The 26,501-nt window shown below is 49.2% G+C and carries 27 protein-coding genes and 1 riboswitch; of the genes, 16 read left to right on the top strand and 11 right to left on the bottom strand.

Features of this window, described 5'->3' with window-relative positions:
• Positions 1 to 14: 14 nt before the first annotated feature.
• Positions 15 to 1,199, bottom strand: a complete 1,185-nt coding sequence (locus tag C3B52_RS20015; RefSeq protein ID WP_103108167.1) for an MFS transporter — start codon at positions 1,197 to 1,199, stop codon at positions 15 to 17.
• 195 nt (positions 1,200 to 1,394) lie between these two features.
• Here C3B52_RS20015 and C3B52_RS20010 point away from each other — a divergent pair, with 195 nt between their 5' ends.
• The gene (locus C3B52_RS20010; protein ID WP_103108187.1) at positions 1,395 to 1,835 is read left to right on the top strand and encodes an Lrp/AsnC family transcriptional regulator; all 441 of its coding nucleotides are present in this window, start codon (positions 1,395 to 1,397) and stop codon (positions 1,833 to 1,835) included.
• A gap of 77 nt (positions 1,836 to 1,912) precedes the next feature.
• Here C3B52_RS20010 and C3B52_RS20005 read toward each other — a convergent pair whose 3' ends face one another.
• The 7 genes from C3B52_RS20005 to C3B52_RS36540 all read right to left on the bottom strand — a co-directional run bounded on the left by C3B52_RS20005 (position 1,913) and on the right by C3B52_RS36540 (position 7,271).
• The gene (locus C3B52_RS20005; protein WP_103108166.1) at positions 1,913 to 2,941 is read right to left on the bottom strand and encodes a cytochrome d ubiquinol oxidase subunit II; all 1,029 of its coding nucleotides are present in this window, start codon (positions 2,939 to 2,941) and stop codon (positions 1,913 to 1,915) included.
• Between the two features lie 26 nt (positions 2,942 to 2,967).
• Positions 2,968 to 4,299 (bottom strand): cytochrome ubiquinol oxidase subunit I, encoded by a 1,332-nt coding sequence (locus C3B52_RS20000; protein ID WP_103108186.1) that lies wholly within the window; start codon positions 4,297 to 4,299, stop codon positions 2,968 to 2,970.
• A gap of 165 nt (positions 4,300 to 4,464) precedes the next feature.
• Complete coding sequence (locus C3B52_RS19995; protein ID WP_103108165.1) at positions 4,465 to 5,238, bottom strand: pirin family protein; 774 nt, start codon at positions 5,236 to 5,238, stop codon at positions 4,465 to 4,467.
• 56 nt (positions 5,239 to 5,294) lie between these two features.
• Entirely contained in the window at positions 5,295 to 5,681 is a 387-nt protein-coding gene (locus tag C3B52_RS19990; protein WP_103108164.1) for a DoxX family protein, read from the bottom strand.
• Positions 5,682 to 5,759: 78 nt separating this feature from the next.
• Positions 5,760 to 6,386, bottom strand: coding sequence for an FMN-dependent NADH-azoreductase (locus tag C3B52_RS19985; RefSeq protein WP_103108163.1), 627 nt, complete (start codon positions 6,384 to 6,386; stop codon positions 5,760 to 5,762).
• A 126-nt stretch (positions 6,387 to 6,512) separates the two neighbouring features.
• Positions 6,513 to 6,959: a MarR family winged helix-turn-helix transcriptional regulator gene (locus C3B52_RS19980; protein WP_103108162.1), complete on the bottom strand. Its 447-nt coding sequence runs from the start codon at positions 6,957 to 6,959 to the stop codon at positions 6,513 to 6,515.
• 150 nt (positions 6,960 to 7,109) lie between these two features.
• Entirely contained in the window at positions 7,110 to 7,271 is a 162-nt protein-coding gene (locus tag C3B52_RS36540; RefSeq protein ID WP_164684839.1) for a hypothetical protein, read from the bottom strand.
• Between the two features lie 182 nt (positions 7,272 to 7,453).
• On the opposite strand from C3B52_RS36540, the gene C3B52_RS19975 reads away from it, so the two are divergent.
• Together C3B52_RS19975 and C3B52_RS19970 are read left to right on the top strand one after the other, a co-directional pair.
• Entirely contained in the window at positions 7,454 to 8,554 is a 1,101-nt protein-coding gene (locus C3B52_RS19975; RefSeq protein WP_103108161.1) for a carbohydrate kinase, read from the top strand.
• Positions 8,555 to 8,557: 3 nt separating this feature from the next.
• A complete protein-coding gene (locus C3B52_RS19970; protein WP_049742413.1) occupies positions 8,558 to 9,484 on the top strand; it encodes a pseudouridine-5'-phosphate glycosidase in 927 nt (308 codons plus the stop codon).
• Positions 9,485 to 9,509: 25 nt separating this feature from the next.
• On the opposite strand, the gene C3B52_RS19965 is transcribed toward C3B52_RS19970, so the two are convergent.
• Both C3B52_RS19965 and C3B52_RS19960 read right to left on the bottom strand, forming a co-directional pair.
• Positions 9,510 to 9,983, bottom strand: coding sequence for a DMT family transporter (locus C3B52_RS19965; protein ID WP_103108160.1), 474 nt, complete (start codon positions 9,981 to 9,983; stop codon positions 9,510 to 9,512).
• Positions 9,984 to 10,007: 24 nt separating this feature from the next.
• Positions 10,008 to 10,445, bottom strand: coding sequence for a DMT family transporter (locus tag C3B52_RS19960; protein ID WP_103108159.1), 438 nt, complete (start codon positions 10,443 to 10,445; stop codon positions 10,008 to 10,010).
• Positions 10,446 to 10,510: 65 nt separating this feature from the next.
• Between C3B52_RS19960 and C3B52_RS19955 the strand changes: the two genes are divergently transcribed.
• The 9 genes from C3B52_RS19955 to C3B52_RS19910 all read left to right on the top strand — a co-directional run bounded on the left by C3B52_RS19955 (position 10,511) and on the right by C3B52_RS19910 (position 20,551).
• Positions 10,511 to 10,867 carry an ArsR/SmtB family transcription factor gene (locus C3B52_RS19955; protein ID WP_103108158.1) on the top strand — a complete coding sequence of 119 codons (357 nt, stop codon included), beginning with the start codon at positions 10,511 to 10,513 and terminating at the stop codon, positions 10,865 to 10,867.
• 170 nt (positions 10,868 to 11,037) lie between these two features.
• A complete protein-coding gene (locus C3B52_RS19950) occupies positions 11,038 to 13,455 on the top strand; it encodes a heavy metal translocating P-type ATPase (protein ID WP_103108157.1) in 2,418 nt (805 codons plus the stop codon).
• A gap of 82 nt (positions 13,456 to 13,537) precedes the next feature.
• Positions 13,538 to 13,738 (top strand): copper ion binding protein, encoded by a 201-nt coding sequence (locus tag C3B52_RS19945; RefSeq protein WP_103108156.1) that lies wholly within the window; start codon positions 13,538 to 13,540, stop codon positions 13,736 to 13,738.
• A 524-nt stretch (positions 13,739 to 14,262) separates the two neighbouring features.
• Entirely contained in the window at positions 14,263 to 15,081 is an 819-nt protein-coding gene (locus tag C3B52_RS19935) for a PHP domain-containing protein (RefSeq protein ID WP_235615787.1), read from the top strand.
• Positions 15,057 to 15,839, top strand: a complete 783-nt coding sequence (locus C3B52_RS19930) for a sugar phosphate isomerase/epimerase family protein (protein ID WP_103108154.1) — start codon at positions 15,057 to 15,059, stop codon at positions 15,837 to 15,839. The genes C3B52_RS19935 and C3B52_RS19930 overlap by 25 nt, the downstream gene beginning before the upstream one ends.
• Positions 15,840 to 15,854: 15 nt before the next feature.
• Complete coding sequence (surE, locus tag C3B52_RS19925; RefSeq protein WP_103108153.1) at positions 15,855 to 16,634, top strand: 5'/3'-nucleotidase SurE; 780 nt, start codon at positions 15,855 to 15,857, stop codon at positions 16,632 to 16,634.
• A 32-nt stretch (positions 16,635 to 16,666) separates the two neighbouring features.
• Positions 16,667 to 17,767: an ABC transporter substrate-binding protein gene (locus C3B52_RS19920; RefSeq protein ID WP_103108152.1), complete on the top strand. Its 1,101-nt coding sequence runs from the start codon at positions 16,667 to 16,669 to the stop codon at positions 17,765 to 17,767.
• Positions 17,757 to 19,499: an ABC transporter permease gene (locus C3B52_RS19915; RefSeq protein ID WP_235615786.1), complete on the top strand. Its 1,743-nt coding sequence runs from the start codon at positions 17,757 to 17,759 to the stop codon at positions 19,497 to 19,499. The genes C3B52_RS19920 and C3B52_RS19915 overlap by 11 nt, the downstream gene beginning before the upstream one ends.
• Complete coding sequence (locus C3B52_RS19910) at positions 19,496 to 20,551, top strand: ABC transporter ATP-binding protein (protein ID WP_103108151.1); 1,056 nt, start codon at positions 19,496 to 19,498, stop codon at positions 20,549 to 20,551. The genes C3B52_RS19915 and C3B52_RS19910 overlap by 4 nt, the downstream gene beginning before the upstream one ends.
• Positions 20,552 to 20,607: 56 nt before the next feature.
• Here C3B52_RS19910 and C3B52_RS19905 read toward each other — a convergent pair whose 3' ends face one another.
• Positions 20,608 to 20,979, bottom strand: a complete 372-nt coding sequence (locus C3B52_RS19905) for a DUF2294 domain-containing protein (RefSeq protein WP_103108150.1) — start codon at positions 20,977 to 20,979, stop codon at positions 20,608 to 20,610.
• A 337-nt stretch (positions 20,980 to 21,316) separates the two neighbouring features.
• Positions 21,317 to 21,463, top strand: a riboswitch (cyclic di-AMP (ydaO/yuaA leader).
• A gap of 535 nt (positions 21,464 to 21,998) precedes the next feature.
• On the opposite strand from C3B52_RS19905, the gene C3B52_RS38215 reads away from it, so the two are divergent.
• From C3B52_RS38215 to kdpC, 4 genes are all read left to right on the top strand, one after another.
• Positions 21,999 to 22,076: a potassium-transporting ATPase subunit F gene (locus C3B52_RS38215; RefSeq protein WP_103108183.1), complete on the top strand. Its 78-nt coding sequence runs from the start codon at positions 21,999 to 22,001 to the stop codon at positions 22,074 to 22,076.
• A 71-nt stretch (positions 22,077 to 22,147) separates the two neighbouring features.
• The gene (gene kdpA, locus C3B52_RS19895) at positions 22,148 to 23,821 is read left to right on the top strand and encodes a potassium-transporting ATPase subunit KdpA (protein ID WP_103108149.1); all 1,674 of its coding nucleotides are present in this window, start codon (positions 22,148 to 22,150) and stop codon (positions 23,819 to 23,821) included.
• A 43-nt stretch (positions 23,822 to 23,864) separates the two neighbouring features.
• Complete coding sequence (gene kdpB / locus C3B52_RS19890; protein WP_103108148.1) at positions 23,865 to 25,904, top strand: potassium-transporting ATPase subunit KdpB; 2,040 nt, start codon at positions 23,865 to 23,867, stop codon at positions 25,902 to 25,904.
• 35 nt (positions 25,905 to 25,939) lie between these two features.
• Complete coding sequence (gene kdpC, locus C3B52_RS19885) at positions 25,940 to 26,500, top strand: potassium-transporting ATPase subunit KdpC (RefSeq protein WP_103108147.1); 561 nt, start codon at positions 25,940 to 25,942, stop codon at positions 26,498 to 26,500.
• Position 26,501 lies beyond the last annotated feature (1 nt).

Genomic DNA, 26,501 nt, shown 5'->3' with positions numbered 1-26,501 from the left:
TTGTGGTGAACGACTTACTCATTACAGCAAGCTTGTAGTACTGCTGCCTTTTCTTTTTCTTGCTGGGAAAAGGTCATCCAAGCAAAGCTAAGTCCTGCAAGAACCAAGATACCGCTTACCCAGCCCAGATTGAGGATAGAGGTGTGCTCGACGATAAGCCCTCCTAAACCAGCACCTATTGCCAAGCCTAATTGAAAGATCGAGGTGTTGATGCTGAGAGCGACCTCCGATGAGTGAGGAGACAGCGTAATGAGATAATACTGCTGGGCGGGTACGGTGGATTGGACAGCACCGACCCAAATCATGATGCTGATGATAGCCCCTATGAACCATTGGGCGGAAAGGGGCAGGACGAACAAAATGACAGCGTGAGCCAGCAAGCTTATATACAGCGTTGGACGAACTCCCCATTTGTCTGTAGACATTCCACCGATACGTGAGCCTGCTACACTCGCCACGCCTGCCAGAAGCAAGGTCGTGCTGATCCAGGCGGTTGTCATGCCTGTTGCTGTCTGTAAAAGTGGAGTGATATACGTATAGGCGGTTGAATAGCCTGTGACGAAGAAAAAGGAGATGCCGAGTGCCAACAGGACGCGGCGGTTTTTGAGAATGCCGAGCTGTGTTCGCAGCGGGACTGATTTTTGTGCTTGTTGCTTGGGCATGTATAGCCAAATAGCGATAAAAGGAATGACAGTCGCAGCTGCGATGATGGCGAAAATCGGACGCCAGCCCCAAGCGTCGCCTAGTAGTGTGCCAGCAGGTACTCCGAGTACCAAAGAAACGCTGAAGCCCATGAGAATCACGGCGATTGCTCTTCCCTTTTTCTCGGGAGGTGCCATGTTTGCTGCTTGGGCCAGAGCTACCACCGTATATACACCACCAATCAGCCCCAGAAAAACACGGGAGACCATCAGTGTCGAAAAGCCTGAGCTGAGAAACGCGAGCAAATTTCCTGCGATAAACAAGATCAGGGTCAAGAGCAGGAGCTTTTTGCGCTCCATTCTTGCAGTAAGTGCGATCAATAGGGGCGAACCAAAAGCAAAGGCAAGTGAAAATGCCGAGACAAGCTGCCCTGCGAGGGAAACCGATACTCCGGTATCATCTGCGACCATGCCGATAATACCTGTGACGATCGATTCAGTAGTACCGATCATAAATTCACCGATAGCTAAAATCAAAATAAGAATATGGGTGGGCATGGCAATATTCACTCCTCGTGCGGAAGTCTTTTCTTGTCTAGCCCTGCGCGCGGGTGCAAGAAGAAGTAATGTAGTGACATTTTACGAAACAATTCTTATAATTTACATACATGAATCAAGGTATTTAGAGATACTTTGTTTATAGATGCAAGATGTTTTGAAGTGTGTGCTTATGAAATTGAAAGGATGATGCAAGTGGATCAGGTTGATTATCAAATTATTAGTTTGCTGCACGAAAATTCAAGGATTCCACTCGCTGAAATGGGGAGAATTATCGGGATGACGCAGCCCGCGGTGAAGGAGCGGGTTCGCAGGCTGGAGGAGCAGGGGGTTATTACGGGCTATCATGCCTCGATCTCGCAGGCCAAGCTGGGTAAAACTACAACGGCTTTTGTCATGTTTCGGACGAAGCAGTGCACGGCCTTTATTGATTTTTGCAAGCAGGCACCAGAAGTTACGGATATGTATCGAATCAGTGGAGAGTACAATTACATGCTAAAGGTTGTCACGGCGTCTACGGAAGAGCTGGTTCAGTTTTCAGAGCGCACAGGTGACTTCGGCAATTCGTATACTTTGATTGTGCTGACTGCTCCATTCGAGCAAAAAATGATGATTGGCGAAGAGAAAATCATTTAATAATAAAACGAGGCTGCGCCGTTAAAGGGACGCAGCCTCGCTTATTTGGGAGGGCTCGAGCAGATATCTGGCGCTCTCTACTTTTGCCTGACATAGTGCTCGTCTTTCATAAACAGACGCCAGAAGTAAATAAATCCGGGAATCAAAACAGCAAAACCAACCAAATAGCAAATAAACAGCGCATGAAACGTATCGGGATGCGTAAAGCTCGATTCAATCGTCACATGTGGATAAACGATATACGGTAATCTCGCAGCGCCGTACACGTAGCTGGCGAGCAAATACTGAATGGTGACCGCAATTACTGCGATTCTCGGCAGATGAAGTACATAGCGACGATTCTGCGGGAGGAGCAGCGCGATATAGCCGATGAAAAAACAGCCGACAGATGCCAAAAGCAAAGGCAAATAGGTAATGATTCTGCTGTATAGCCACTGCGCCTCTACTTTCATCGTCACTACTGTTACAAGCGCCATCAAAAGCGTAATCGGCCCCAGGAGTGTGGCGTCCCGGCGATAAACGGAAAAGGCCTGCTTTTCTCCTGCGATGTATGAGTAGTCCGCCAAAAGAAGGGAGGAGAGGAACAGGGTGCTGCTAACAGCCAGACAGATGTAGGCATAGACATGTGGACTGGTGAAAAACAAGCCCCAGTCCAAGTTCTCAACACCGTCGGTTGAGCGGATGAAGCCTCCCTGTGTCACTGGAAGTACGCTGATCAACAGGGCCGGGACCAGGATGCCTGTAATCCCGGATACGATGCTCAGTGTCTTGTCGTATTTATGGATCAGATGGCTAAAGACCATGAAGGCACTGCGAATCAGCATTAGCAACAGTACCAGGCTGCCAGGAATGAGCAAAACACTGCCGAGTGTATAGGTAGCACCGGGAAAAAACGTAACGAGGGCAACGACGATTAAGACGATGAACACATTCACGACTTCCCACGAGGGGGAAAGGTAGCGGTTCGCGATAGAGGTGGCTTTGGTTTTTTCGTGATTCAAGTAAATCATCGACCAAAAGCCTGCGCCAAAATCAAAAGAGGCGGCAACAGAGTAGATTACAACGAAAATCCAAAGCAGCGTAATCGCAATTATCGTGTCGGTCATCACGGTCCTCCGTTAGTAGATAGTTGTTACTCGGCATGGCGTTCCTTTGGATGGGGAAGAGGCTCGAGCTCCAGTGGATGGCGACCAAAATAGCTGCGAAAAACGAGCAGTGTGACAATACCAAGGAACAGATAGATAGCGAGAAATATCCAGAAAAAAGTGGAGACGCCAGCTGCTTGGGTAGCGGCATCCGCGGTTTTCATGACGCGGTAGATGACCCATGGCTGGCGTCCGGTACAGGCGAAAATCCAGCCAAATTCGATTCCGAGCAGGGCAAGAGGACCACTTGCGACGAACACCCATAGCACCCAGCGGGGGAACTGGGAGCGGCGCAATAGCTTTTTCCAGGCAAAGCCTAAAAAGCCTACGACGATCAACAGGCTGCCGATGCCGACCATACCGTTGAACAACGTGTGGATATAGAGAGGAGGCCATAATTCTTTCGGAAAATCATTTAGGCCCACTACCACCTCGTCAAATCGGTTGGCTGCCAAAAAGCTGAGTGCCCACGGAATTTCCACGGCATATTTGACTTCTTTGGTCTGCGGGTCCGTAAAGCCGCCGATGGCTAACGGAGCGTACGCTTGTGTTTCAAATAGTCCTTCTGCGGCAGCGAGCTTTTCAGGTTGATACCGATGCAAAAGCTGTGCGGACTCATGGCCGTTTAATGCCGTTAAAAGGGAGAAGGTGCCCCCGACGATGAGGCCTGCCAGCAATGCCTTTTGATGATAGGAATAGACGCGCCCGCCTTTTTCAGCACGAAGCATTTTCCACGCTGCCACACCTGCGATCGCAAAGGCCCCTGTCATATACGCGGATACCGTGACATGCCCGGCGGTGACGAAAAAGCTGGGATTAAAAAAAGCAGCCCACGGATTTACATCGACAATCTCTCCATCGGCGATGCGAAATCCGGTAGGTGTGCCCTCGAAGGCATGGACGTTGGTAATCAGGATGGCTGATGCTGTGGCCCCAACCAGCACCATAAACACACTGAGTAGGCGCATGGCAGGGGAGAGGCGATGTGCAGCGTACACGTAAATCGACATAAATAAAGCCTCTAGAAAAAAGGCAAAGATCTCAATTTGAAAGGGGAGCGAAATCACTTTACCGACTACCTCCATGAACCCCGGCCATAGGAGAGAAAGCTGCACACCTGCAATCGTACCCGAGGGGATTGCGACTCCCAAGAGGATCGCTTGTGCTTTTGTCCAACGCTTGGCCATGGTTTCATAATCGCGATCCTTGGTCCTCCAAAACAAAATTTCTGCGAGCAGAATCATCAATGGGAGTCCTACACCGAGGGTGGCAAAGATGATGTGAAAAGCCATAGTTGTCCCAAAAGCAGCTCTGGTCATTACGATATCTTCCACGTTTCGCTTCCTTTCCAAATCGATGCTCACATGTTCAAGTTCCTTACATAATGTCTCAAACCAAAAGGAAATTTATGCAAAAAAGACCGTCCCAGGAGGAACGGTCTTACATAAAAGATAGAGGGAAGAATTGCATGGTTGTAAACGAGATTATTTGCGGTAGAGCGGATAGTCGACTTCCGTTGGGACTTGAATCAGTACCAGACGGAGCGGAGCATCAGCAGAGGCTTGATAAACAGCAGTACTATTTTTCTCAGCTGAGGCGACGACGAAATCCCCTTTGTTCATCGTAACGGCATGTGCTGTAGGTGCCTTTCCATCTGTGACTGTACCTGCACCTGAGACAACTACAACAGAGTGTGCATAATCTGCTGGCAAGTCAAGCTCATACGATTGTCCTGCCGGGATCGTGATATCACTCATCAAAGAGTCGGTAATCAGTTGAATCGGTGCTGCCTGCCCAATGATTTTCTTCACAATGACACCGTTTACCTCGTCAGTAGGAAAGTCCTCGTGATCGTATTGATTGTAGGTCGGTGGCAGCTTTGTGCTCTTCGCCAGATGCGGCTCAAACCAGATTTGGAACATTTCTGTATCTTTACCCAGCTCTTCCGCGTGCTGTGCGCCAGAGCCTGTTTGCATAATCTGCACGCCACCGGTAGTCACTTCTTGCAGATTGCCTAGCGTATCACGATGACCCACGGTTCCGTTCAGTACATAAGAAAGAATTTCAAAGCCTGAGTGCGGGTGCAGAGGGATTTCAAAGGTTTTTAAAGATTTGGCCCAAGCCCAGTAGAACAGTGGTCCAACCCGTTTGACGACAGAGTCTTCGCGAGGAAAGCCAATCGGTTTGTATTCTACGATTTCTCCGTTTCCGAAATGTCCTTGTGCTTGATAAGCTTGCGTGTAGACTTGAATATCCATTGGTCATTTCCTCCCTTAGCGTTTACGATCGTATTCGGGATTTCACTGCTTATTTATTAAAACAGAACGTATGCGCCAGGTCCAACCAAAGCAAGACCGATAGCAACAACAATCAAAGTAAGATTGTATTCATAGCCGTTTTGGGTTGCCCACAGACCGTTTTGACCGTGTACTTTTACAATGGCTACGAGCATGGTAATCGCAATCAGAATCGCACCCGCCCAGAATCCAACACCAGTTGCGAACAACAGACCGCCGACAAGCTCACCAAGTCCGGCAACGAGCGCCATAGCGACACCAGGCTTTACACCAATTGAATCTAACCATCCGCCCGTTCCTTTTAATCCATAACCGCCAAACCAGCCAAACAGTTTTTGTGCACCATGACCGACGAACAACAGTCCAATCACCAAACGAATAATAAGCAAACCAAGATCCATCATTTTTCATCTCTCCTTAAATATTTTAAATTATAGTATTTTGAATTTGAGATATTACGTGAAAAAAAGGCTGGCGGGCCTTTAGAAAGTTTCCGCCAGTTGAGCTGCTTTTACAACACCAGCTTGAATGATTTCTTCTGCTTTGTCTGCGAATTGATTGTGACCTTCTACAACCACTTCAGACACGTTGCTGATACCCCAGAAGCCGAGGATTGTTTTCACATATTTGCTAGCAAGCTCGATTGCTGCCATTGGACCTTCGGAGTATACGCCGCCACGAGCAGTCAGAAGAGCTACTTTTTTGTCGCCCATCAGACCAACTGGACCTTCAGCAGTGTATTTGAATGTTTTGCCTGCTTGGGACAGGTAGTCCATGTATGTGTGCAGGACAGCAGGTACGGTGAAATTCCACATTGGGTACGCGATCACTACTTTGTCAGCTGCAGCAAATTGGTTCAAATATTTGTTAACGTAGTCTGCACCTTTTTGTTCTTCAGCAGTCAGCTCCATGCCGCGACCTGCTTTGAACATTGCAGTGATCAGATCGTTACCGTAGTATGGCAGGTTTTCTGCGAACAGGTCCAACTCAGTAACTGTATCGTTAGGATGAGTCTCTTTATAGGATTTAACGAAAGCTTCGTACAGCTTTACGCTAGTAGCCTGTTCAACTGGGCGATCATTTGCTTTAATAAAAAGTACGTTACTCATGAAGTAAATATTCCCCTTTCGAATTGTAAGTCACTAACTTTTAAAATGTAAATCTTGATTTTAAGATTATTATGAGCAAGGTATTTTGTCAATACCTTTTTTGCGCTTTCAGCTTTTACTTTTACTCTAATAGCTATCCTGCGCAGCACGCCCCAGCTTTTTTAGCAGTTCAGTCGCTTGTCTCTGTTCCTCAGGAGTAAGACCGCTCACCGCTTGTTCAATGATCTCTTGATGAGAGGGGAAAATATCAGCCAAAAACTGGTTTCCTTTTTCCGTTAGCTCTGCATAGATGACACGGCGATCCGCAGAACAGGGCTTGCGAATCAATAGCTGCTTCTTCTCTAGTTTGTCCACAACGTAAGTGATGTTTCCACTGGAGATCAGGATCTTTTCCCCAATTTGCTGCAAAGGCTGTGGTCCTTTATGGTAGAGAACCTCCAGAACACCAAACTCCGTTGGATTAAGCCCATGCTGACGAATATTGCGATTGGAATGTGCCATCACCCAGTTATATGAACGTGAAAGAACGACAAAAAGATCAAGGGAGTCATTACGTATCGATTGCTCCGACATGAATGCCCCTCCTTTCAGATCAAAGGAAATTTAAATATCTTTAATTTAAGATAATCGTACACGATGTGAGTGAACTTGTCAATTCGGGTCCAGAAAAAAGAAAAACCTGAGGCAATTGTGGCCGTCAGGACTTGAAAGGTAGCGGGGATGTTAGTACTCAATTTTCGTTACTTCATCTAAAGGGCCTAGGGGATTATCGTTTGCTTCGGTGAGTTCTTTTTGCAAAAGTTTTTCATGTCCTTCATCTGACAGGTCAAAATAGAAGTATTCCTTTGGCTTATTTTGCTTCATGGAAGTACGCTTTTCAGACATTAGAATCCCCCTTGGCTTTATTTCATGGAATAGTCTTTGCGACTATGCAAAATAACATCCGTATCCAGTCCAAGGAAGTGTGCACTTTACGATTTTTTATTTTACAAACAATTGTCCTTGTGATAAACTTTTGTTTGTAAACGAAAGCTGTGAATGCTAACAAACGAGAAAGGAGGATGACTGTGGACAAAGAAATGCAGATTTTGCATCATATTCGGCACAATCCTTTTATTAGCCAGCAGGAGCTAGCGGACCTGATCGGGATTTCCCGTTCGGCTGTCGCAGGCTATATTGCCCAGCTAACCAAGCGCGGCGAAATCAAAGGACGTGCCTATATTTTGCGCGACGAAGGCTTGATCGCTTGCATCGGCGGAGCGAATCTGGACCGTAAAGCGCGAGGGAAGCAAAAGGTGCGTCTGCACTCATCCAATCCGGTTACGATCATGGAGTCGTGCGGAGGGGTGGCGCGAAACATCGCCGAAAATCTGGGACGACTCGGCTGCAATACTTCCCTTTTTACCAGCATTGGTGAAGACAAGGAAGGCGAATGGATCGTGCAGGAGACGAGAAAGTACGATGTAGATATTAGCCAGGTATGGCGTTTAAAGGCTCAGCGGACAGGCACCTACACGGCGTTACTGGATATCGACGGAGAAATGGTCGTCTCGCTGGCCAATATGGATATTTACGATGCACTGACGCCAGAAATGTTCGCGGAGAAATGGTCGCATATTGCAGCAGCCAGCGCGATTTTCCTCGATACAAACGTACCTGAGGATTGTCTGGCTTACATCATCGAGCGGTGCCGAGAGGAAGGCATTGCGCTGTTCATTGACCCAGTCTCTTCTGCAAAAGCAAAAAAGCTGCCACAGCGCTTGGACGGAGTAGAAGCGATACTGCCCAATCGCGAAGAGGCGGAGCTGTTATCCGGCATGACGATCGGCTCGATCGAGGAATGTGCCGAGGCGTGCGCCAAGATCAGGGAACGAGGCGTCAAACACGTTATCGTTACCATGGGTGAGCAAGGAATTTATTATCAATCGGAAAACGTATCGGAGCATTTGACCCCGTATCCAACAGAAGTAGTTGACGTGACGGGAGCAGGAGATGCCTTTGTTTCTGGGCTGTTGTACGGGATTGTGAATGGAGAAACGTTCGAAAAAGCTTGTCGCCTTGGACTGGCAGCTTCTGCCCTGACCTTGCAAACGGAGCAATCGGTATCCCCATTACTCAAAGCAGATCAACTGGAACGGACAGTTGAACAATACGAAAAGGAGCGATAAGAAATGAAACAATACTTAACCTTTACTGAAGAAGTACGCCATGCACTGGAGAACAATTTGCCGGTAGTTGCACTTGAGACAACGATCATTTCGCACGGTATGCCATATCCGCAAAACATCGAGATGGCAAAAGAAGTAGAACAAATCATTCGCGATAACGGAGCAGTGCCAGCTACCATCGGGATTATGAACGGCAAAATCAAAATCGGTTTGACTGAGGCTGAGCTGGAAGAGTTTGCGACCAACCAATCCGTAGAAAAAGTGAGCCGTCGTGACTTCCCGTACATCCTGTCCAGCGGTAAAATCGGTGCGACAACAGTAGCGGCTACCATGATTGCAGCTGAGCTGGCAGGCATCCACATGTTTGCAACCGGCGGTATCGGTGGGGTTCACCGCGATGGTGAGATCACATGGGACGTATCTGCTGACCTGACTGAGCTGGCGCAAACAAACGTAGCGGTAGTATGTGCAGGCGCAAAATCTATCCTGGATATCGGTCGCACACTGGAATACCTGGAAACACAAGGGGTTCCTGTAGTAGGCTATCGCACAGCTGAATTCCCGTCCTTCTTTGCTCGCGAAAGCGGTTATGGCGTAGATTTCCGTCTGGACACTCCTGAAGAAGTGGGAGCTTTGATGAATACAAAATGGGATCTGGGCCTCAAGGGCGGTATGATCATCGCAAACCCAGTGCCTGAGTCTGACGCTCTGAATCACAAAGAAATTGAAGCAGTAATCCTGCAAGCTCTCACGGAAGCAAAAGAGAACAACATCGCTGGTAAAAAGGTGACACCGTTCTTGCTTGCAAAAGTGAAAGAACTGACAGCAGGCAAAAGCTTGCAAACAAACATTGCACTGGTGAAGCACAATGCAGAAGTAGCTGCGAAGGTAGCGGTTGCTTACCAGCAAAAAGCAAACGAAAGCAAATAATAAAGGATAGACCAAGCCCTCGGGATCAACCGAGGGCTTTTTGTTTGCTGGTAGCACTATTTTTGTACTGGATGCAAAAGACACCCGTAATAATCAGGATAATTCCTGCTATTTTCGGCAAAGAGGCTTCGTGAACTGGCATGCGAAGCAGACCGAAATGATCTATGATCACCGCCATGAGCATCTGACCAATTAAAGTGAGAGAAAAGGTAAGGGCTGAGCCGAGTTTGGGCAAGCAGTAGGTTGTGCTTAAAATCATGATGACGCCAATAAAACCGCCGATCCACATCCACCAAGGATAAGACGTCAAGAGATGCCAATTTGATGGTTTGATTTGTTCAGAAGTGAGTGTAAGCAAAATGAGAGTCAAGGTGCCGACGAGAAACGAGATCATTGCCGCCGAATAGCTGGAAGAAGTAAGCTGGCGCAAACGGACATTAACCGCTGCCTGGATGGGTAAAGTGGCTCCGGCAAGAATGACGAAACAGATAAACAGCATGGGAAGTGAGCCTCCTTTTCACGGTCAAAAAAATCGAATGAGCAAAATACCACCCAGAACGGAAGCAATCCCGATAAGGCGCGCAGCGCTTATCTTTCTTTTGGTCATGTGAAAAAAACCAAAGTGATCGATAACGATAGACATCACCATTTGTCCTGTCAAAATGAGAGCAAACGTAAGAGCAGCACCTAAAACAGGAACTGCCTCCAAATTTGCCAGAACCGCAATGACGCCGATTGCCCCTCCAAGCCATGCCCAAGATGGCTTTGCTTGTAAAGCGTGAAATAGGGAAGACAGGGTATTTTTTTGTGTGAGGCACAGGACAGTCAACAGAAGAAATCCGATAAAATAAGCAATTGCCAAAGCGAGATAAGGTGAGGCAACGGCACTGCGTAACTGAACGTTGGCAGCAGATTGCACCGGCATCATCATTCCAGCAAGAAGAAGAAGGATAAATGGCATGTGACCATCTCTTTTCTCTTTATTTCAAAATAAGTTGAAATGATTATATTTCAATATAATTTGAAATGTCAATGCTCTCTCGCTATAATAAAAGCATGAATACAAATGACGATCTGTTAATCATTTCAGTTATCAAAGCCCTGAGTGACCCGATTCGCCTGAAAATCATACATCTTTTAAAAAAGGGAAGAGATGAAGAATGCCAGTCTCCTGCCTCCTTACAAAATCCGCAAGCTTTGTGCCCAAAAGATATTCTTCGAAAAATGGAGGTTTTATCTGACTCCAAGCTGTCCTATCATCTAAAGGAAATGAAGCAGGCGGGTTTAATCGTGGAGCATCGCGAAGGAAAACGAATATTTTACGAGCTGAATACAGAACCTCTAGGGAAATTATCTGCGTGGCTGGATGAGTTCTCACAGTAGGAATGGCCAGTCTCTCCGCTTATGGAGAGATTTTTTTGTTTTTAGGCAAAAAACCACTTGATATACCCTTGGGGGGGTATTGTATTATAAGGGTGTGATAAGAATTGACCTGCAGGGGAACAATACGATAAAATATACCCCGCAAGGGTATCTGTGACGGGGGAATAAAAATGAGTGCCAAAACAGCAGAGGCGACTGTTCCGATTACAGGAATGACGTGCGCCGCATGTGCGCTTCGAATTGAAAAGGGCTTGAAGAAGATGGGTGGCGTAGAGACTGCCAATGTCAATTTGGCTCTGGAAAAGTCGACAGTTGTCTATGACCCGGCAATAACTAACCTCGATGATATACGCACAAAAATTGAATCGCTCGGGTACGGAGTCGCAGCCGACAAGGTAGAGCTGAATATCACTGGCATGACATGTGCCGCTTGTTCGACCCGGATTGAGAAAGGGCTGAGTAAAATGCCCGGTGTTCTCAAGGCCAACGTCAATCTCGCATTGGAGATGGCCACAGTCGAGTACGATTCATCCCATATCGGCGTGTCCGATTTGATCCAAAAGGTTGAAAAGCTCGGCTACCAGGCTGCTCGCAAGGAAGAGGGCAATGATGCGGAAAAGGTAGACCGCCGCGCAGCAGAGATTCAGCGTCAGACGAGGAAGTTCTGGATTTCCATGGTGCTCTCACTGCCACTGTTGTGGTCGATGGTAAGTCACTTTTCCTTCACCTCGTTCATCTGGCTGCCGGAATTTTTGATGAACCCGTGGGTGCAGCTGGCTTTGGCGACACCGGTTCAATTCATTATCGGGGGACAGTTTTACGTGGGAGCGTACAAAGCACTGCGTAACAAGAGTGCCAACATGGATGTGCTCGTCGCTCTCGGTACATCAGCCGCTTACTTTTACAGTTTGTATGTAGCCATTTCCTCGATTGGTACTCATGGCCATATGCTTGAGCTTTACTTTGAGACCAGCGCCGTTTTGATCACGTTAATCCTCTTGGGTAAACTATTCGAGGTAAAGGCCAAAGGTCGTTCATCAGAAGCGATTCGCAAGCTGATGGGATTGCAAGCGAAAACAGCAGTAGTCGTTCGGGATGGCGTCGAAATGACGATACCCGTAGAGGATGTTCGACTGGGCGATATCGTACATGTGAAGCCCGGTGACAAAGTACCTGTAGATGGAATTGTTTTGGAAGGCCAATCAGCTGTCGATGAATCCATGCTGACTGGGGAAAGTATTCCTGTAGATAAAGCAGCTGGAGATACGGTCATCGGTGCCACGCTCAATAAAAACGGCTTCTTGAAGGTCCAGGCGACAAAAGTAGGAAAAGAAACCGCATTGGCGCAAATCATCAAGGTTGTAGAAGAGGCACAGGGTACCAAAGCTCCAATTCAACGTTTGGCAGACAGTATTTCTGGGATTTTCGTTCCTATTGTGGTCGGAATTGCGATCATTACCTTCCTGGTCTGGTATTTCGCAGTCATGCCCGGCAATTTTGCTGAAGCATTGGAAAAAGCTATTGCGGTCCTGGTTATTGCTTGCCCGTGTGCACTTGGTCTTGCGACACCAACCTCAATCATGGCAGGGTCAGGACGTGCGGCTGAGCTGGGCATTCTGTTCAAAGGCGGGGAGCATCTTGAGACTGCCCATCACCTGGATACGATCGTTCTTGATAAAACGGGCACTGTTACAAAAGGTGAGCCTGAGCTGACAGATGTCATTACCTTTGATATCGAGGAGCAGGAATTGCTCGCACTTGTCGGAGCTGCCGAGAAAAATTCCGAGCACCCATTGGCGCAAGCCATTGTTCGCGGCATAGCAGAAAAAGGCATTGCTTTGACGGACACCACTTCGTTTGAAGCGATTCCCGGTTTTGGTATTCGAGCTGTAGTAGCGGGTAAAGAAGTTTTGGTAGGTACTCGCCGACTGTTGGAGCAAAATCAGATTTCGTATCAGGCTGTTACCGATACGATGCTTCGCCTGGAGCAATCGGGAAAAACGGCGATGCTCGCTGTCGTCGATGGTAAGCTGGCAGGACTGATTGCCGTAGCCGATACGATTAAACCAACCTCGAAGCAAGCAGTAGAACGTATGAAGGCAATGGGACTTACGGTCATCATGATGACGGGCGACAACCGGCAAACTGCCGAGGCGATCGCACGTGAAGCAGGTATTGATCACGTAATTGCCGAAGTCCTGCCCGAAGGCAAGGCAGCTGAAGTGAAAAAGCTGCAAGCAGCAGGCAAAAAGGTAGCCATGGTCGGCGACGGAATCAATGACGCTCCAGCGCTCGCCACTGCGGATATCGGTATGGCGATCGGAACAGGAACAGATGTGGCGATGGAGGCGGCCGATATTACTCTCATGCGCGGCGAGCTCACGAGTGTCGCTGACGCAATCGAAATGAGCAAACGCACCATCCGGAACATCAAGCAAAACCTGTTCTGGGCATTTGCCTACAACACTTTGGGAATTCCGTTCGCAGCTCTAGGATTCCTGGCTCCTTGGCTCGCAGGAGCAGCGATGGCATTCAGCTCCGTATCCGTAGTCCTCAATGCACTGCGACTGCAACGGGTAAAGCTGTAATCGCCTGCAGCCAATAAAAGAAGTAACACGCGGCATGTCCGCATACCCTATAAACATAAAGCTCAAAAGGAGAGATTGAGAAATGAAAAACATCACATTGAACGTAGAAGGCATGTCTTGCAACCATTGCGTAAACACCGTTGAAAAAACATTGAAAGAGCTGGGAGCTGAAGGCAAAGTAAACCTCGCAGCCAAAACAGTAGAAGTAACATACGACGAAAACGGCACAACCCTCGAAGCTATTAAAGAAGCCATCGAAGAACAAGGCTACGACGTAGTATAAACAGTAGAAAATAACGAAAGCTCTTGCCCGGAAATCACGGGTAAGAGCTTTTTTATTTTGTCGCCCATCAAAAAGTGCTGCGAGGACAGCCAACAGCTGTCGAGAGGAAAAAGGAGAAAAGCGAAGATCTTTGGAACACAGCCGAAGCGAAATGAAAAAAGCGAAACACGCAATTTAAGCGTCCACCTCTGAAATACATTCTGAACCTGCCACTTTTGGACGCGGTTTCGCTTTTTTCATGTAGCTGTGCAGGAATGACCCCTAAGCAAGTGTTCCAAGAATCTGGAGCCTTTTCTCCTTTTTCCTCTCCTCCACTACAGCCCGAACTAATCGCATCACTTCCCTCCCCCCCACCTGTTTTGTAAAGATTGTGTAAATCGTTAACCAAACCTAAACAATGCATGTGCCTAGCCATACAAAAACCCGCCACGACAGCATTTTCTTTTTATCAAACCTTGTTCAGCGCTTTATATGGGATTAAAAATTCAAATCTACAATGAAAGCAAGTGAAAGAGGTGGTCATTGTGGATTTGCATATGCACACCACTGCTTCTGACGGTAAGCTCACGCCAAAGGAGCTGCTGCTAGAGGCAAAAGAACGGGGCGTGACTCATCTGGCCATTACCGACCATGACACAGTGGACGGTTATTTACTGGCGCGAGAGGAAGCCACGCGGCTGGGGATCGGAGTGATACCCGGAATCGAATGGAATACAGAAGGGCCGGAAGACGAGCTGCACATACTGGGCTACGGCTTTGATATTTCCGATCCGCGTCTGCTGCATCTGATGGATCGCAGACAGCAGGAGCGGATTGATTGGGCCACAGAGATGGTCGAGCGCTGCAACAAGCTGGGGCTGGCGATTACCATCGAGGATTGTCTGGTCCGTGCAAAAGGCGGGATCATCGTTCGAACACATATTGCGGAAGTATTAGTAGAGAGTGGATACAGCTCAACACCACAGGCAGCATTCGATGCGTATTTGCGAAAAGGTGCACCCGCGTATGTGCCAAGACCGGTCTTTTCCGCACAGGAAGCTATCGAGGTAACGCACGAGGTAGGAGGCATAGCGATTCTCGCTCATCCAGGGATATATCCTTTTGAGGTAAAGCTGGATGCCCTGCTTGAATACGGGATTGACGGGATCGAGGTCTATTACCCGAAGCATTCAGCAGCGCAAATGGCTTTTTGGGAGCGTCAGGCAAAAAAGCATCAGCTGATTCGCTCGGGAGGCAGTGACTTTCACGGACATGGCTCTCGCAACTCTACACCTGTTGGAAGTGTTCCGATGCCGCGTGAAGTAAAGGAGTGGTGGACATGCTGTATGTTTCATCAACACTAATGTGGGCGTACCCGGTAGAGGCCGCCATTCTGATTGCAAGGCAGTATGGATTTACCGGCATGGAAGTATGGGCAGAGCATGTCTGGTTTCATCAGAGCAATGCACGGGAGATTCAGCAGGCAGCGAAGCGTGTAGGAATGAAGCTGACCCTGCATGCGGCGAGCTGGGATTTGAATCTATGCTCGCTGAATAGCGGAATACGCCAGCAGTCCATTGCAGAAATAAAGCGATCGATTGCTCTGGCTACTGAGATTGGAGCCAAAAGTGTGACGATCCATCCAGGACGCTTTACCTTAACCTCCAAAAACAGGGGTATGCATGAGGAGTTCTTGATTGAAAGCGTAAATGAACTGGCGTACGAAGCCCAGCAAAAGGATTGTATCCTCTCGATTGAGCATATTGAACCGCTCCCCAAGGAGATGATTGTTACGCCACAAGACCTCAATCGTTTGCGAGCGGCAATCGCATACCCGACTACTGCGACCTTTGATATCGCCCATGTCCCGCTCTCCTGTTCCCTGACGCAATTTTATCGGGAGCTGGAAGGGGTGGATAAAATCCACGTGAGTGACGCTACTGCATCCAAGCTGCATGTGCCACTCGGAACAGGTGAGATTGATCTTGAGACAATTTGGCCGCTTTTGTTTGAAAAAGACAGACCCGTTGTTGTAGAAGGCTTCGATGACGCGAGAGATTTAGGTGTACTCAAGCAAAATCTGTTGTATCTACAGCATGGTGATTGTGTCTCATTTGGATAGGAGGTTTATTACACATTGAATATTCTCGTCACGAATGACGATGGGATCTTTTCCAACGGCGTACTTTGTTTAGCACAGGCTTTACAGCCATTTGGCAATGTATCCATCGTCTGTCCCGATCAAGAACGTAGCGCAATCAGTCACGCGATTACGCTGAAATCGCCTGTAAAGGCAAATAAAGTGAACTTTTTCGATACTTCATTAGAGGCTTGGGCGGTCAATGGCACCCCGGCCGATTGCGTCAAAATGGCGCTTGAAGTCATTCTCAAGGAAAAGCCCGATGTCATTGTTTCTGGAATTAACCGTGGTCCTAATCTGGGGCGGGATGTATTTTACTCCGGAACGATCTCAGCTGCAATCGAAGGCGCGATGTACCAGATTCCTTCGATTGCGATTTCTCTGGCGACACTGAAGCCGAACCCATCCTTTTCGATCGTGGAGCCGCTCGCTTATGAAGTGTTTGAGACACTCTTGAGGCACAAGCTCACTCCAGAAACGGTATTGAACATCAATCTCCCGTATCTGTCAAAAGAAATGGTAAAGGGAGTCGCTGTTACGCCGCTTGCGATGGACGTTTTGCGCTATCAGTATGTCGGCTTGAATGATCCCCAGGGATACCTCTGCTACTGGCTCTCTGATCATTTGACCGAGCTGCATTTTGAAGACGAGGAATCTGATTATTACAAGCTGCGAGATGGCTACATCACCATCACACCGCTTCAGCTGAATATGACGAATACGGCAATGAAAGCAAAGATTGGAAAGTGGTTTCAAGGTACGAAACAAAGCTCATAGCATGCCCACTCATGATTAGGAGGAAATAGAAAATGAAACGTGTTCAACTCCACAAATGGACTCTTTCTCTATTCACAGCACTATCAGTTTTGGGATTGACAGCATGTGGTACACAGTCCACTTCCACTTCGCCGCAACCAGAAGCCAAGCCGGCACCAGCCACACCAGCAGCAACAACTACAGCTGCCACAACTGAGGCGGCAGCACCAAAAGTAGCGGGGAATCTGAGCTTTTACACATCACAGCCAGATGCAGATGCAGCGGCTTTGATCGAGAGCTTTACGAAAAAGTATCCGGAGGTAAAGGTCGAGCTGTTCCGTTCTGGTACAGAGGAGGTCATCAGCCGTCTACAGGCTGAGGCACAGGCAGGACAGGTCAAAGCAGACGTGCTGCTGGTAGCTGACGCGCCGACCTTTGCCAGCTTGAAAAAGCAAGACTTGCTCATGGGCTACAACTCTCCAGAAGCTGCTGACATCCCTGCGGATTGGAAGGATGCAGACGGTGTCTATACAGGAACGAAAGTCATGGCGACTGTCCTCGCAGTCAATACAAGCAAGGTAACTACAAAGCCTGACAGTTGGAAAGTACTGACGAGCCCTGAGGCTGCTGGAAAAGCAATCATGCCAAGCCCGCTTTATTCCGGGGCAGCTGCCTACAACGTCGGTGTACTTACCCGCCAAGGCGATTTTGGCTGGGATTTCATCCAAGGACTCAAAACCAATCAAATGACCGTAACCAAAGGAAATGGCGCCGTGCTCAAAAGTGTAGCGGGCGGCGAAAAAGAATACGGCATGGTCGTCGATTATTTGGTAGCCAGAGCGAAAAAAGAAGGATCACCGGTAGAGCTGATCTATCCAAGCGAAGGTGTGCCAGTCATTACAGAGCCAATCGGTATTTTGAAAGCTTCGAAAAACCAGGACGCGGCAAAAGCATTCGTTGACTTTGTGCTCTCGGAGGAAGGTCAAAAGCTCGCATCAAGCCTGGGCTACACGCCGATTCGTAAAGGCGTTGCGGCACCAGAAGGACTGCTTGCCCAAGATCAGATCAAAGCGCTCTCAGCAAATACAGATGAACTAGAAGCATCCCGTGAGGCGGATAAAAAGAAATTTGGAGAGATGATGGGTGGCAAGTAACTGGCAGACAGTAGTGACTGAACGGCAGATCGGAGAGCGGCGTAAATTCGCCGCTTCTCTGTCGATGGAACAGGCGGCTACATGGATGGTGCTGGTACCAGTCGCCTTCTTTTTTGTCTATCCGCTGTGGAAGCTGATGGCGCTCAGTGTGAAAACGGACACAGGACTCGGTTTTGCTCATTTTGCAGAAGTACTGACACATGCGCGTACATGGGATGCGGTTGGTCACACCATTACGGCTGCTGGTGCATCAACCATCATTTCGCTTGTGATCGGGGTATCATTGGCTTGGCTGTGCGCTTATACCGATATTCGCTGGAAGCCGGCCTTTCATGTACTCGCGCTATTGCCACTGCTCATTCCCTCTTACGTCATGACATTGGCATGGACGCAGCTTGCGGGACCGCAGGGAGTCATCAATCGGGCAGCAAGCTGGCTGGCTGGAGCCCCTGTAGAGATATGGAATGTGTACGGGCTGGACGGAATTATTGTCGTAATGGGCTTGACCCATTATCCGCTGGTTTACATGCTGACACTGTCTGTTCTGTACCGGATTCCAAAGGAGCTGGAGTGGGCAGCGCACTCTTCTGGAGCAAGTGCTCTCACGGTGTTTCGCAAGGTTACGCTGCCGCTTGGATTGCCTGGCATCGCAGGAGGCGGGCTGCTTGCATTCATTTCCGGCCTCGACAATTTCGGAATCCCAGCGTTTTTAGGAATTCCAGAAAATATATCTGTCCTCAGCACACTCATCTATGAAGAAGTGATCGGATTCGGGCCGACTGCTTTCGCCAAGGCTGCTGTTCTGTCTATTGTGCTTGGTGTAGTCGCTTTGGCTGGAACCGGGGTACAGTGGCTTTTGCTGCGCAAGAGTCGGGTTGACCAGACGAGTGCGGAGGACAAGTCGATTCGGCGATACCTGGGTGCGAAACGGGGTTGGGTGGAGCTGGGCGTATGGGGCTTTATGCTGGTAACAGGCGTATTGCCGCTCTTATCGATGGCTGCCACTGCCTTTGTAAAAGCGTATGGCTTGCCGTTTATCGCAGAAAATTTGACGTGGAAGCACTTTGCGTTTGTGCTGTTCGACCATGCAGGGACACGGGATGCGATTCGAAATAGCCTGATGCTTGCCAGTCTGACGGGAATTTTGTGTGTGCTCGCAGGTACTTGGTTTGCCTACTGGCGCGTCAATCGCCCCTCGTTTACAGGCAAAATCATGGAAGGAGCTGTGGCATTGCCGTATGCATTGCCCGGTATGGTTCTTGGTCTGGCGATGATTTTGACCTGGATGGAGCCGATTCCCGGCTGGCAGCCCGGTTTGTACGGAACGGTTTGGCTTATTTTGATTGCGTATGTGACACGGTTTTTGATTCTCCAAGTAAAGAGCAGTACGGTTTCGATCATGCAGGTAGGCAAGGAAGTAGAGGAAGCGGCAAGAATCAATGGTGGTGGGTTTTGGACGAGATGGGGCAAAATTCTCGTACCGCTTTATGCACCGGGAATGGCAACGGGCTTGTTCCTCGTCTTTTTGACGGCATTTACTGAGCTGACGCTGTCCTCGCTCCTGTGGACTTCTGGCGCGGAAACGATTGGCGTCGTTATTTTCGGCTTTGAGCAGGCGGGGTCTACGACCTACAGCACGGCGCTTTCCACGCTAATTGTAGCAGCTATTCTGCTTCTTTTGACAGCGGGTGGCTTGTGGAAACGATATTGGCAGCGGAGGGTAGAGCAATGAATAGTGCGAGGGTAGCAGGAGTTTCTAAAAAATTTGGCAGTGTAACTGCGCTTCATAATCTGGATTTGCAAATTGGGCAAGGAGAGTTCGTCGCCCTGCTGGGACCGAGCGGCTGCGGAAAGACTACGCTGCTGCGCTTACTCGCTGGCTTTGAATCTCCGACGAGCGGTGAAATTTGGATCAATCATGAACGGGTGGCTGACGCAGACGGACGCAAACCGCCAGAGGAAAGACGGATTGGCATGGTGTTCCAGTCATTCGCGCTATGGCCGCATCTGAATGTATACGAGAATGTAGCCTTTCCTCTACGCCATCAAAAGCAGGTGCCCGATGCGTATAAAAAAGACCCGAGGGCGCGTGTGGCGCAAATGCTTGAAATGGTCGGACTTGGTGGCATGGAGGAGCGATTTCCAAGCCAGCTGTCAGGCGGACAAAAGCAGCGTGTAGCTTTGGCGCGCGCCATCGTGTTTAATCCGACGCTTCTGCTGATGGATGAGCCGCTCAGCAGTCTCGATGCGGAGCTGCGGATGCAGATGAGAAAAGAAATTCAGTACATTCACCGCGAGCTGGGTACGTCGATCGTCTATGTCACCCATGACCAGTCGGAAGCGCTAGGAATGGCAGATAAGATCGTGGTCATGAAGGACGGAAGGGTAGAGCAGGCGGGTACCCCGCAGGAGATTTACTATGCACCGGAGTCTTTGTTTGTCGCCAAATTCGTGGGACGGTCCAACTTTTTAAAAGGCAGCTGGTCGAATCCACATACCTTTTTGCTGGACAAAGTAGGGGGGCAGACACAGCCGATACCGGTGTCGCGCGACTATGCTTCGTTTCACGCTCACCGCGTACTGCCGGTGCGGCCGGATCAGCTAAAGCTAAAGGCTTGGCACCAAGGATCGGACGGTGTCGTAGGAAAGGTGACTCATGTCCAATTCCAAGGGCGGGAGCTGCTGTATTCGATCCAGGTAGGTGAGGAGGAGTGGGAGGTCGTCTCTGACGTGAATGAGCGGTTTTCCTACGACGAGCAGGTGCTTGTAGAAGTGCATGTGTAACTACAATTTGATCAAAAGGAAAAGCTCCGCCTGTTTGCCGGGACGGAGCTTGTTGTTTACACACCAAGTAGCTTTTCCAAATCCTTGTCCAGCACAAAAACCTCGATTCGTTCCCCCATTTTCGTGCTGATGTCGCTGTGGCTGGATAATACCTTGCACCCGGTCAGCCGCTCTACGATTTGTTCTGACTCCTCGCTGTACATTTCACGCAGCAGCTCACGCATCTCTTTTACGATACGGCGCCCTTTTTCATGACTGGACAGGTGCTTTTCCTCGACGGTGAGGACACCTTTAAAACGGGCAATCACCATGTCTCCGACTATGTACGTTTTCGACTCCTGCGGTCCACGGCCGATCAGATCGCGCTGGAACTTGATAAAAGCTTCGCTGATTTCTGCTTCAAGCTTTTTTTTATTTGAGATGGCCAATCCATATTCCTCCCATGTGTCATTCCCTTGTCTGATCGGGCACATCGAAGGCCCTGCCTGTGCCAATAGGTTTGCTATGCGCTCAGATGGCTATATCTTAACGAGCTACTGGTGGGGCTGTCAACAAGGTCGCCGGCAGGTGATTTTCAGCTCATGTCAGCGACCTAGTCTCTTGTGCGAAAACAGAAGAGAAACCATGAAATATCGTGAGCGGATGAGGCTTACTGGCTTTAAATCGCTTACATCGATAAAGAATGAATAAATCGTGCTAAAAAGACAAAAACAGGACATTAACAACCGATTATGCCGGACGTATAATGAGACTCGTAACTAACAATTGCAAATCTGGCCAAATCCCGAGGCACTCGGGAACGGAGGACCCAATCAGTAGGGGTTAATTCCACGAATCATTTGTGGAAGGGATGAGAAGCTCTTTCGCCATCCTACCCGTCAGCTAACTTCGTCGGCTAAAGCGAGGGAGGTCTAAAGACCGCCTATTTGAGGAGGCCTTTTTGTTATCCCATCGGATGGCAAGAGGTGTGATTCAAATCATTTTGCAGGTCTTTTCGTTTTGCCCAAAAACAGAATATATGTGCGACGAAAAAGGAAACGGGAGACAAAACGCAAAGAAGGCAATGCCATTGTCGGCTGGGCGTTAGGTAGACCAATGAGTACTTTTTCTCCGAGAAAAGATCGTTTTGCCGCTGGATGTGGGCGAGTGTATTTGCCTATGCGTCTTTGCTGGTGAGCTGTGTTGATCTACGGGGAAGGGGTAAGCATTGGTCTATTTTTTATACCTGGAGGCTTGTTTTTTCAAAAAGAAAACGAGCACAGGGTAAGCGAGAGGGACGCCTTAGCGATAGTGGTGGCTTGGTTTAAATAAAGGGTGAATTTTTAAAAAAGGAGGAAACTGGGATGGACGTAGTTTCCATACTGCTCTTGGCATTATCATTCGGAGTATTTTACGCACTCATCCAATTTTGTGATGCGGTGGTCAGAGAACAGGGAGGGAAAGACAAATGATCGTTCTGCTAGTGATCGTGGCTGGACTTTCCGTGTATTTGGGCCATGCGTTGATCTACCCGGAAAAATATTGAGCATGTGTGATGATAGAGGCTCGATACATCGGATTTGAACTGATTTTGCAGGAATGTTAGGAGGAGCGGTTGTGGACTTTTTACAAATATCGTTGGTTTTGGTGGTGCTGCTCATTCTGGCGATACCGATGGGGCGATACCTGGCTAACGCGTTTTCACTTGATGCGACAAGACTGGACCGTGTTTTCGGCGGTCTGGAAAAAGGAATTTACAAGCTGTCCGGAATTCGCATGACAGACATGACCTGGAAGCAGTACGCAGTAGCTGTTTTGATGAGCAACATCGCCATGGTTGCCATTGCGTACATCCTGCTTCGCCTTCAAGGGGTGCTGCCTGGTAATCCGAGCGGCATTGCTGCGATGGACCCACTGCTTTCGTTCAACACGGCGGTCAGCTTTTTAACGAATACAAATCTCCAGCATTATAGCGGCGAGAGTGGATTGTCCTACCTGTCGCAGATGATGGTTATCATTTACCTGATGTTTACGACACCGGCAACGGGAATTGCGGTAGTCATGGCATTTATGCGAGGGCTGACAGGTCAGCGCAGCATCGGCAACTACTTTGTTGACCTGGTTCGGGCGCATACTCGGGTTCTGCTGCCTTTGGCCATAGTCGTGACACTGTTACTCATAGCCCAGGGCGTACCGCAGACGCTGGAGCAGACAGCAACTGCGACCACGATTAGCGGTGCCGAGCAGCAAATCGCACGCGGGCCGGTTGCTTCTCTCGTTTCGATCAAGCATTTGGGAACGAACGGCGGGGGATTTTTCGGAGTGAACTCGTCACACCCTTTTGAAAATCCAACACCGTGGACCAATGTGCTGGAGATGCTCTCGATGTTTCTGATCCCGGCGTCGCTTCCGATTGCATTTGGGCATATGGCAAAAAGCCGCAAGCAAGGCTGGATCATTTTTGGGGCGATGGGGGCAATGTTTCTCGTCTTTTTGACTACGGCTTATGTCAGCGAGATTCATGGAAATCCGGCATTGGAGCAGGCGGGCTTGTCTCAGGCGATGGGCAGTATGGAAGGCAAGGAAGTACGCTTTGGCATTGCGCAAAGTGCTCTGTTTACAGCGATAACGACAGCGGCAACGACTGGAACCGTCAATAACATGCACGATACACTGACACCGCTAGGCGGCTTGGTGCCGCTCGGGGAAATGATGCTCAATTGCGTATTTGGCGGAGACGGAGTAGGTACAGTTAACATCCTGATGTACGCGATTTTAGCAGTCTTCATCGCAGGATTGATGGTAGGGCGCACACCCGAATTTTTGGGACGAAAAATTGAGGGCAAAGAGATGAAGCTGATTGCGATTGCGATTCTTGCCCATCCATTGATCATACTGGCACCTACTGCGATTGCACTGGCAACCGAGATGGGGACAGCTGGCATCAGCAATCCAGGCTTTCACGGAATATCTCAGGTGCTGTATGAATTCACCTCGTCGGCAGCAAACAACGGCTCCGGTTTTGAAGGACTGGGCGACAACACGCCATTCTGGAATATTTCGACGGGACTGGTCATGCTGTTTGGGCGGTATGTCTCCATCATCGCCATGCTGGCAGTGGCAGGCTCAATGCTCGTCAAAAAGCCGGTGCCAGAAACGATGGGAACGCTGCGAACCGATAACAATGTGTTCCTGGTGCTGCTGATCGCAACCGTTGTGATTGTGGGTGCCCTGACCTTTTTGCCTGTACTTGCACTAGGTCCGATCGCTGAGTGGCTGACCTTGCGATAGATACGGCTTTTCCCATGAAACTAGAGGCAAAGGAGATAGTTCGATGAGTAAAACGCGCACTGCTGCGCTTCCCAAAGATATATACCGTCAGGCGCTAGTGGAGGCTTTCAAAAAGTTGGACCCGCGTGTGATGATGAAAAATCCGGTCATGTTCGTAGTCGAGGTAGGATTTGTGATTACTTTATTGCTGACGATTTTCCCCGGTCTGTTTGGGGGAGCCTCCGCTCCAATCTACAACGGTGTCGTCAGTCTCATCTTGTTCGTGACGATTTTGTTCGCCAACTTCGCTGAGGCATTGGCGGAGGGACGCGGCAAAGCACAGGCAGCGAGTCTGAAGAAAACGAAGCAGGATACAAAAGCGCGCAGAATCGCAAAGGACGGCTCCATTCAGGTGGTAAGCTCGACAGAACTTAGAAAAGGGGATGTAGTCGTCGTTGATACGGGGGAGCTGATCCCAAGCGATGGTGAAATTATAGAGGGTGTCGCTTCTGTCGATGAGTCGGCGATTACGGGTGAGTCCGCTCCGGTAATCAAGGAAGCGGGGGGAGATTTCAGCTCTGTCACAGGTGGAACACGTGTCGTGAGTGACAGTATCCGTGTACGTGTGACGACAGATCCCGGTGAATCCTTCCTCGATCGAATGATATCACTAGTGGAGGGAGCCAAGCGCCAAAAGACACCGAATGAAATTGCGCTCAATACGCTGCTCGTCAGTCTGACCCTTATTTTTGTGATTGTCTGCACGACCTTGTCGCCAATCGCGAACTACGTACATGCAGCGATCCCTGTCGCCACACTGGTTGCCCTGTTGGTGTGCCTGATTCCAACTACGATTGGCGGTTTGCTGTCCGCGATCGGAATTGCCGGGATGGACCGAGTCACACAGTTCAACGTGATTGCGATGTCCGGAAAAGCAGTGGAGGCATCGGGAGATATCAATACAATCATTCTCGATAAAACGGGAACGATTACATTCGGAAACCGGATGGCAGCGGAATTCGTGGCAGTAGGCAAAGCCACACGAGAAGAGCTGAACAAAGCAGCTGCACAAAGCTCCATATACGACGAAACACCAGAAGGACGCTCGATTATCGAGCTGGCGAAAAAGTTGGGTGTGGATGCCACAGAGCTAGCGCTACCAGGTTCTGAGGGCGTGGAATTTAAGGCAGAGACACGGATGAGCGGTACAAATCTGGTGAATGGAGCGAGTATCCGCAAAGGTGCCGTGGACGCGATCAAGCAGTACGTCTTGGCGCAAGGGGGAAGCATCCCAGCTGATTTGGAGGAAAAAGCGGCAAAAATCGCTACTGCCGGAGGTACGCCACTAGCTGTAGCAGCTGGAGCAAATATAATTGGGTTGATTTATTTAAAAGACACCGTAAAGCCCGACATGCGTGAGCGCTTTGAAGAGTTGCGCCGCATGGGTATCAGGACGGTCATGTGTACGGGAGATAATCCACTGACAGCGGCGACTATTGCCCGTGAGGCAGGGGTGGATGATTTTGTAGCGGAAGCCAAGCCAGAGGACAAAATTGCGCTGATCCGCAAAGAACAGGCTGAAGGCAAGCTGGTCGCCATGACCGGGGATGGAACGAATGATGCTCCAGCCCTTGCACAGGCGGATGTCGGCTTGGCGATGAACAGCGGAACAGTGGCGGCGAAGGAAGCGGCCAACATGGTCGATCTCGATTCCGATCCAACCAAGATTATCGAGGTCGTGGCGATCGGCAAACAGCTGTTGATGACACGCGGAGCCTTGACGACCTTTAGTATCGCAAACGATGTGGCGAAATACTTCGCGATCATTCCCGCGATGTTTATGCTTGCCATTCCGCAAATGAGTGCATTGAACATCATGGGGCTGGCAACCCCGCAAAGTGCGATTTTGTCCGCACTGATCTTTAATGCGATTATCATTCCAATTCTGATTCCACTGGCGATGAAGGGCGTGAAGTATTCGCCGATGAGTGCGACGAAGCTGCTTAGCCGCAACCTCATTATCTACGGCTTGGGTGGAATCGTGGTTCCTTTTGTAGCGATAAAGCTGATCGACCTGTTGCTGGTCGGGTTGAATTTGGTGTAACCAACTATATTTAAAGAAAGCAAAGGTGAAGGCATATGCTGCTTACAAATCTGCGTCTCAGTTTGGTCTTGCTGTTGATCTGTGGTCTCGCCTACCCGCTGGCGATGACGGGAATTGCTCAAATCGCGATGCCGGCAAAAGCGAGCGGCAGCTTGATTACAGACGCAAGCGGAAAGGTAGTTGGCTCTGAGCTGATCGGTCAAACCTTTTCTGATCCGAAGTATTTCTGGGGCCGTGTATCTTCTATTGATAACAATGCAGCAGGGTCAGGCTCCAACAACTATGCACCATCTAATCCAGCGCTGATCGAGCGTACACAAGCAGACATCGCCAGCTTTTTAAAAGCGAATCCTGCTGTGAAAAAGGAAGACATTCCTGCCAATTTACTGACCAACTCTGGCTCTGGGCTGGACCCGCATATTTCTCCACAAGCTGCACTCATCCAGGTAGAGCGGATCGCCAGCAAGAGAAATCTTGATCCTGCCAAGCTGCGTACCTTGATTGAGGAACAGACAGAGGGAAGAAGCATGGGCGTATTTGGGGAACCACGGGTAAACGTGCTCAAACTGAATTTGGCTCTGGATCAATTGAAATAAG

Origin of the sequence: Brevibacillus reuszeri, assembly GCF_002897295.1 — a bacterium.
Taxonomy (GTDB): domain Bacteria; phylum Bacillota; class Bacilli; order Brevibacillales; family Brevibacillaceae; genus Brevibacillus; species Brevibacillus reuszeri_A.
This window is presented reverse-complemented; position numbering and strand designations above follow the sequence as displayed.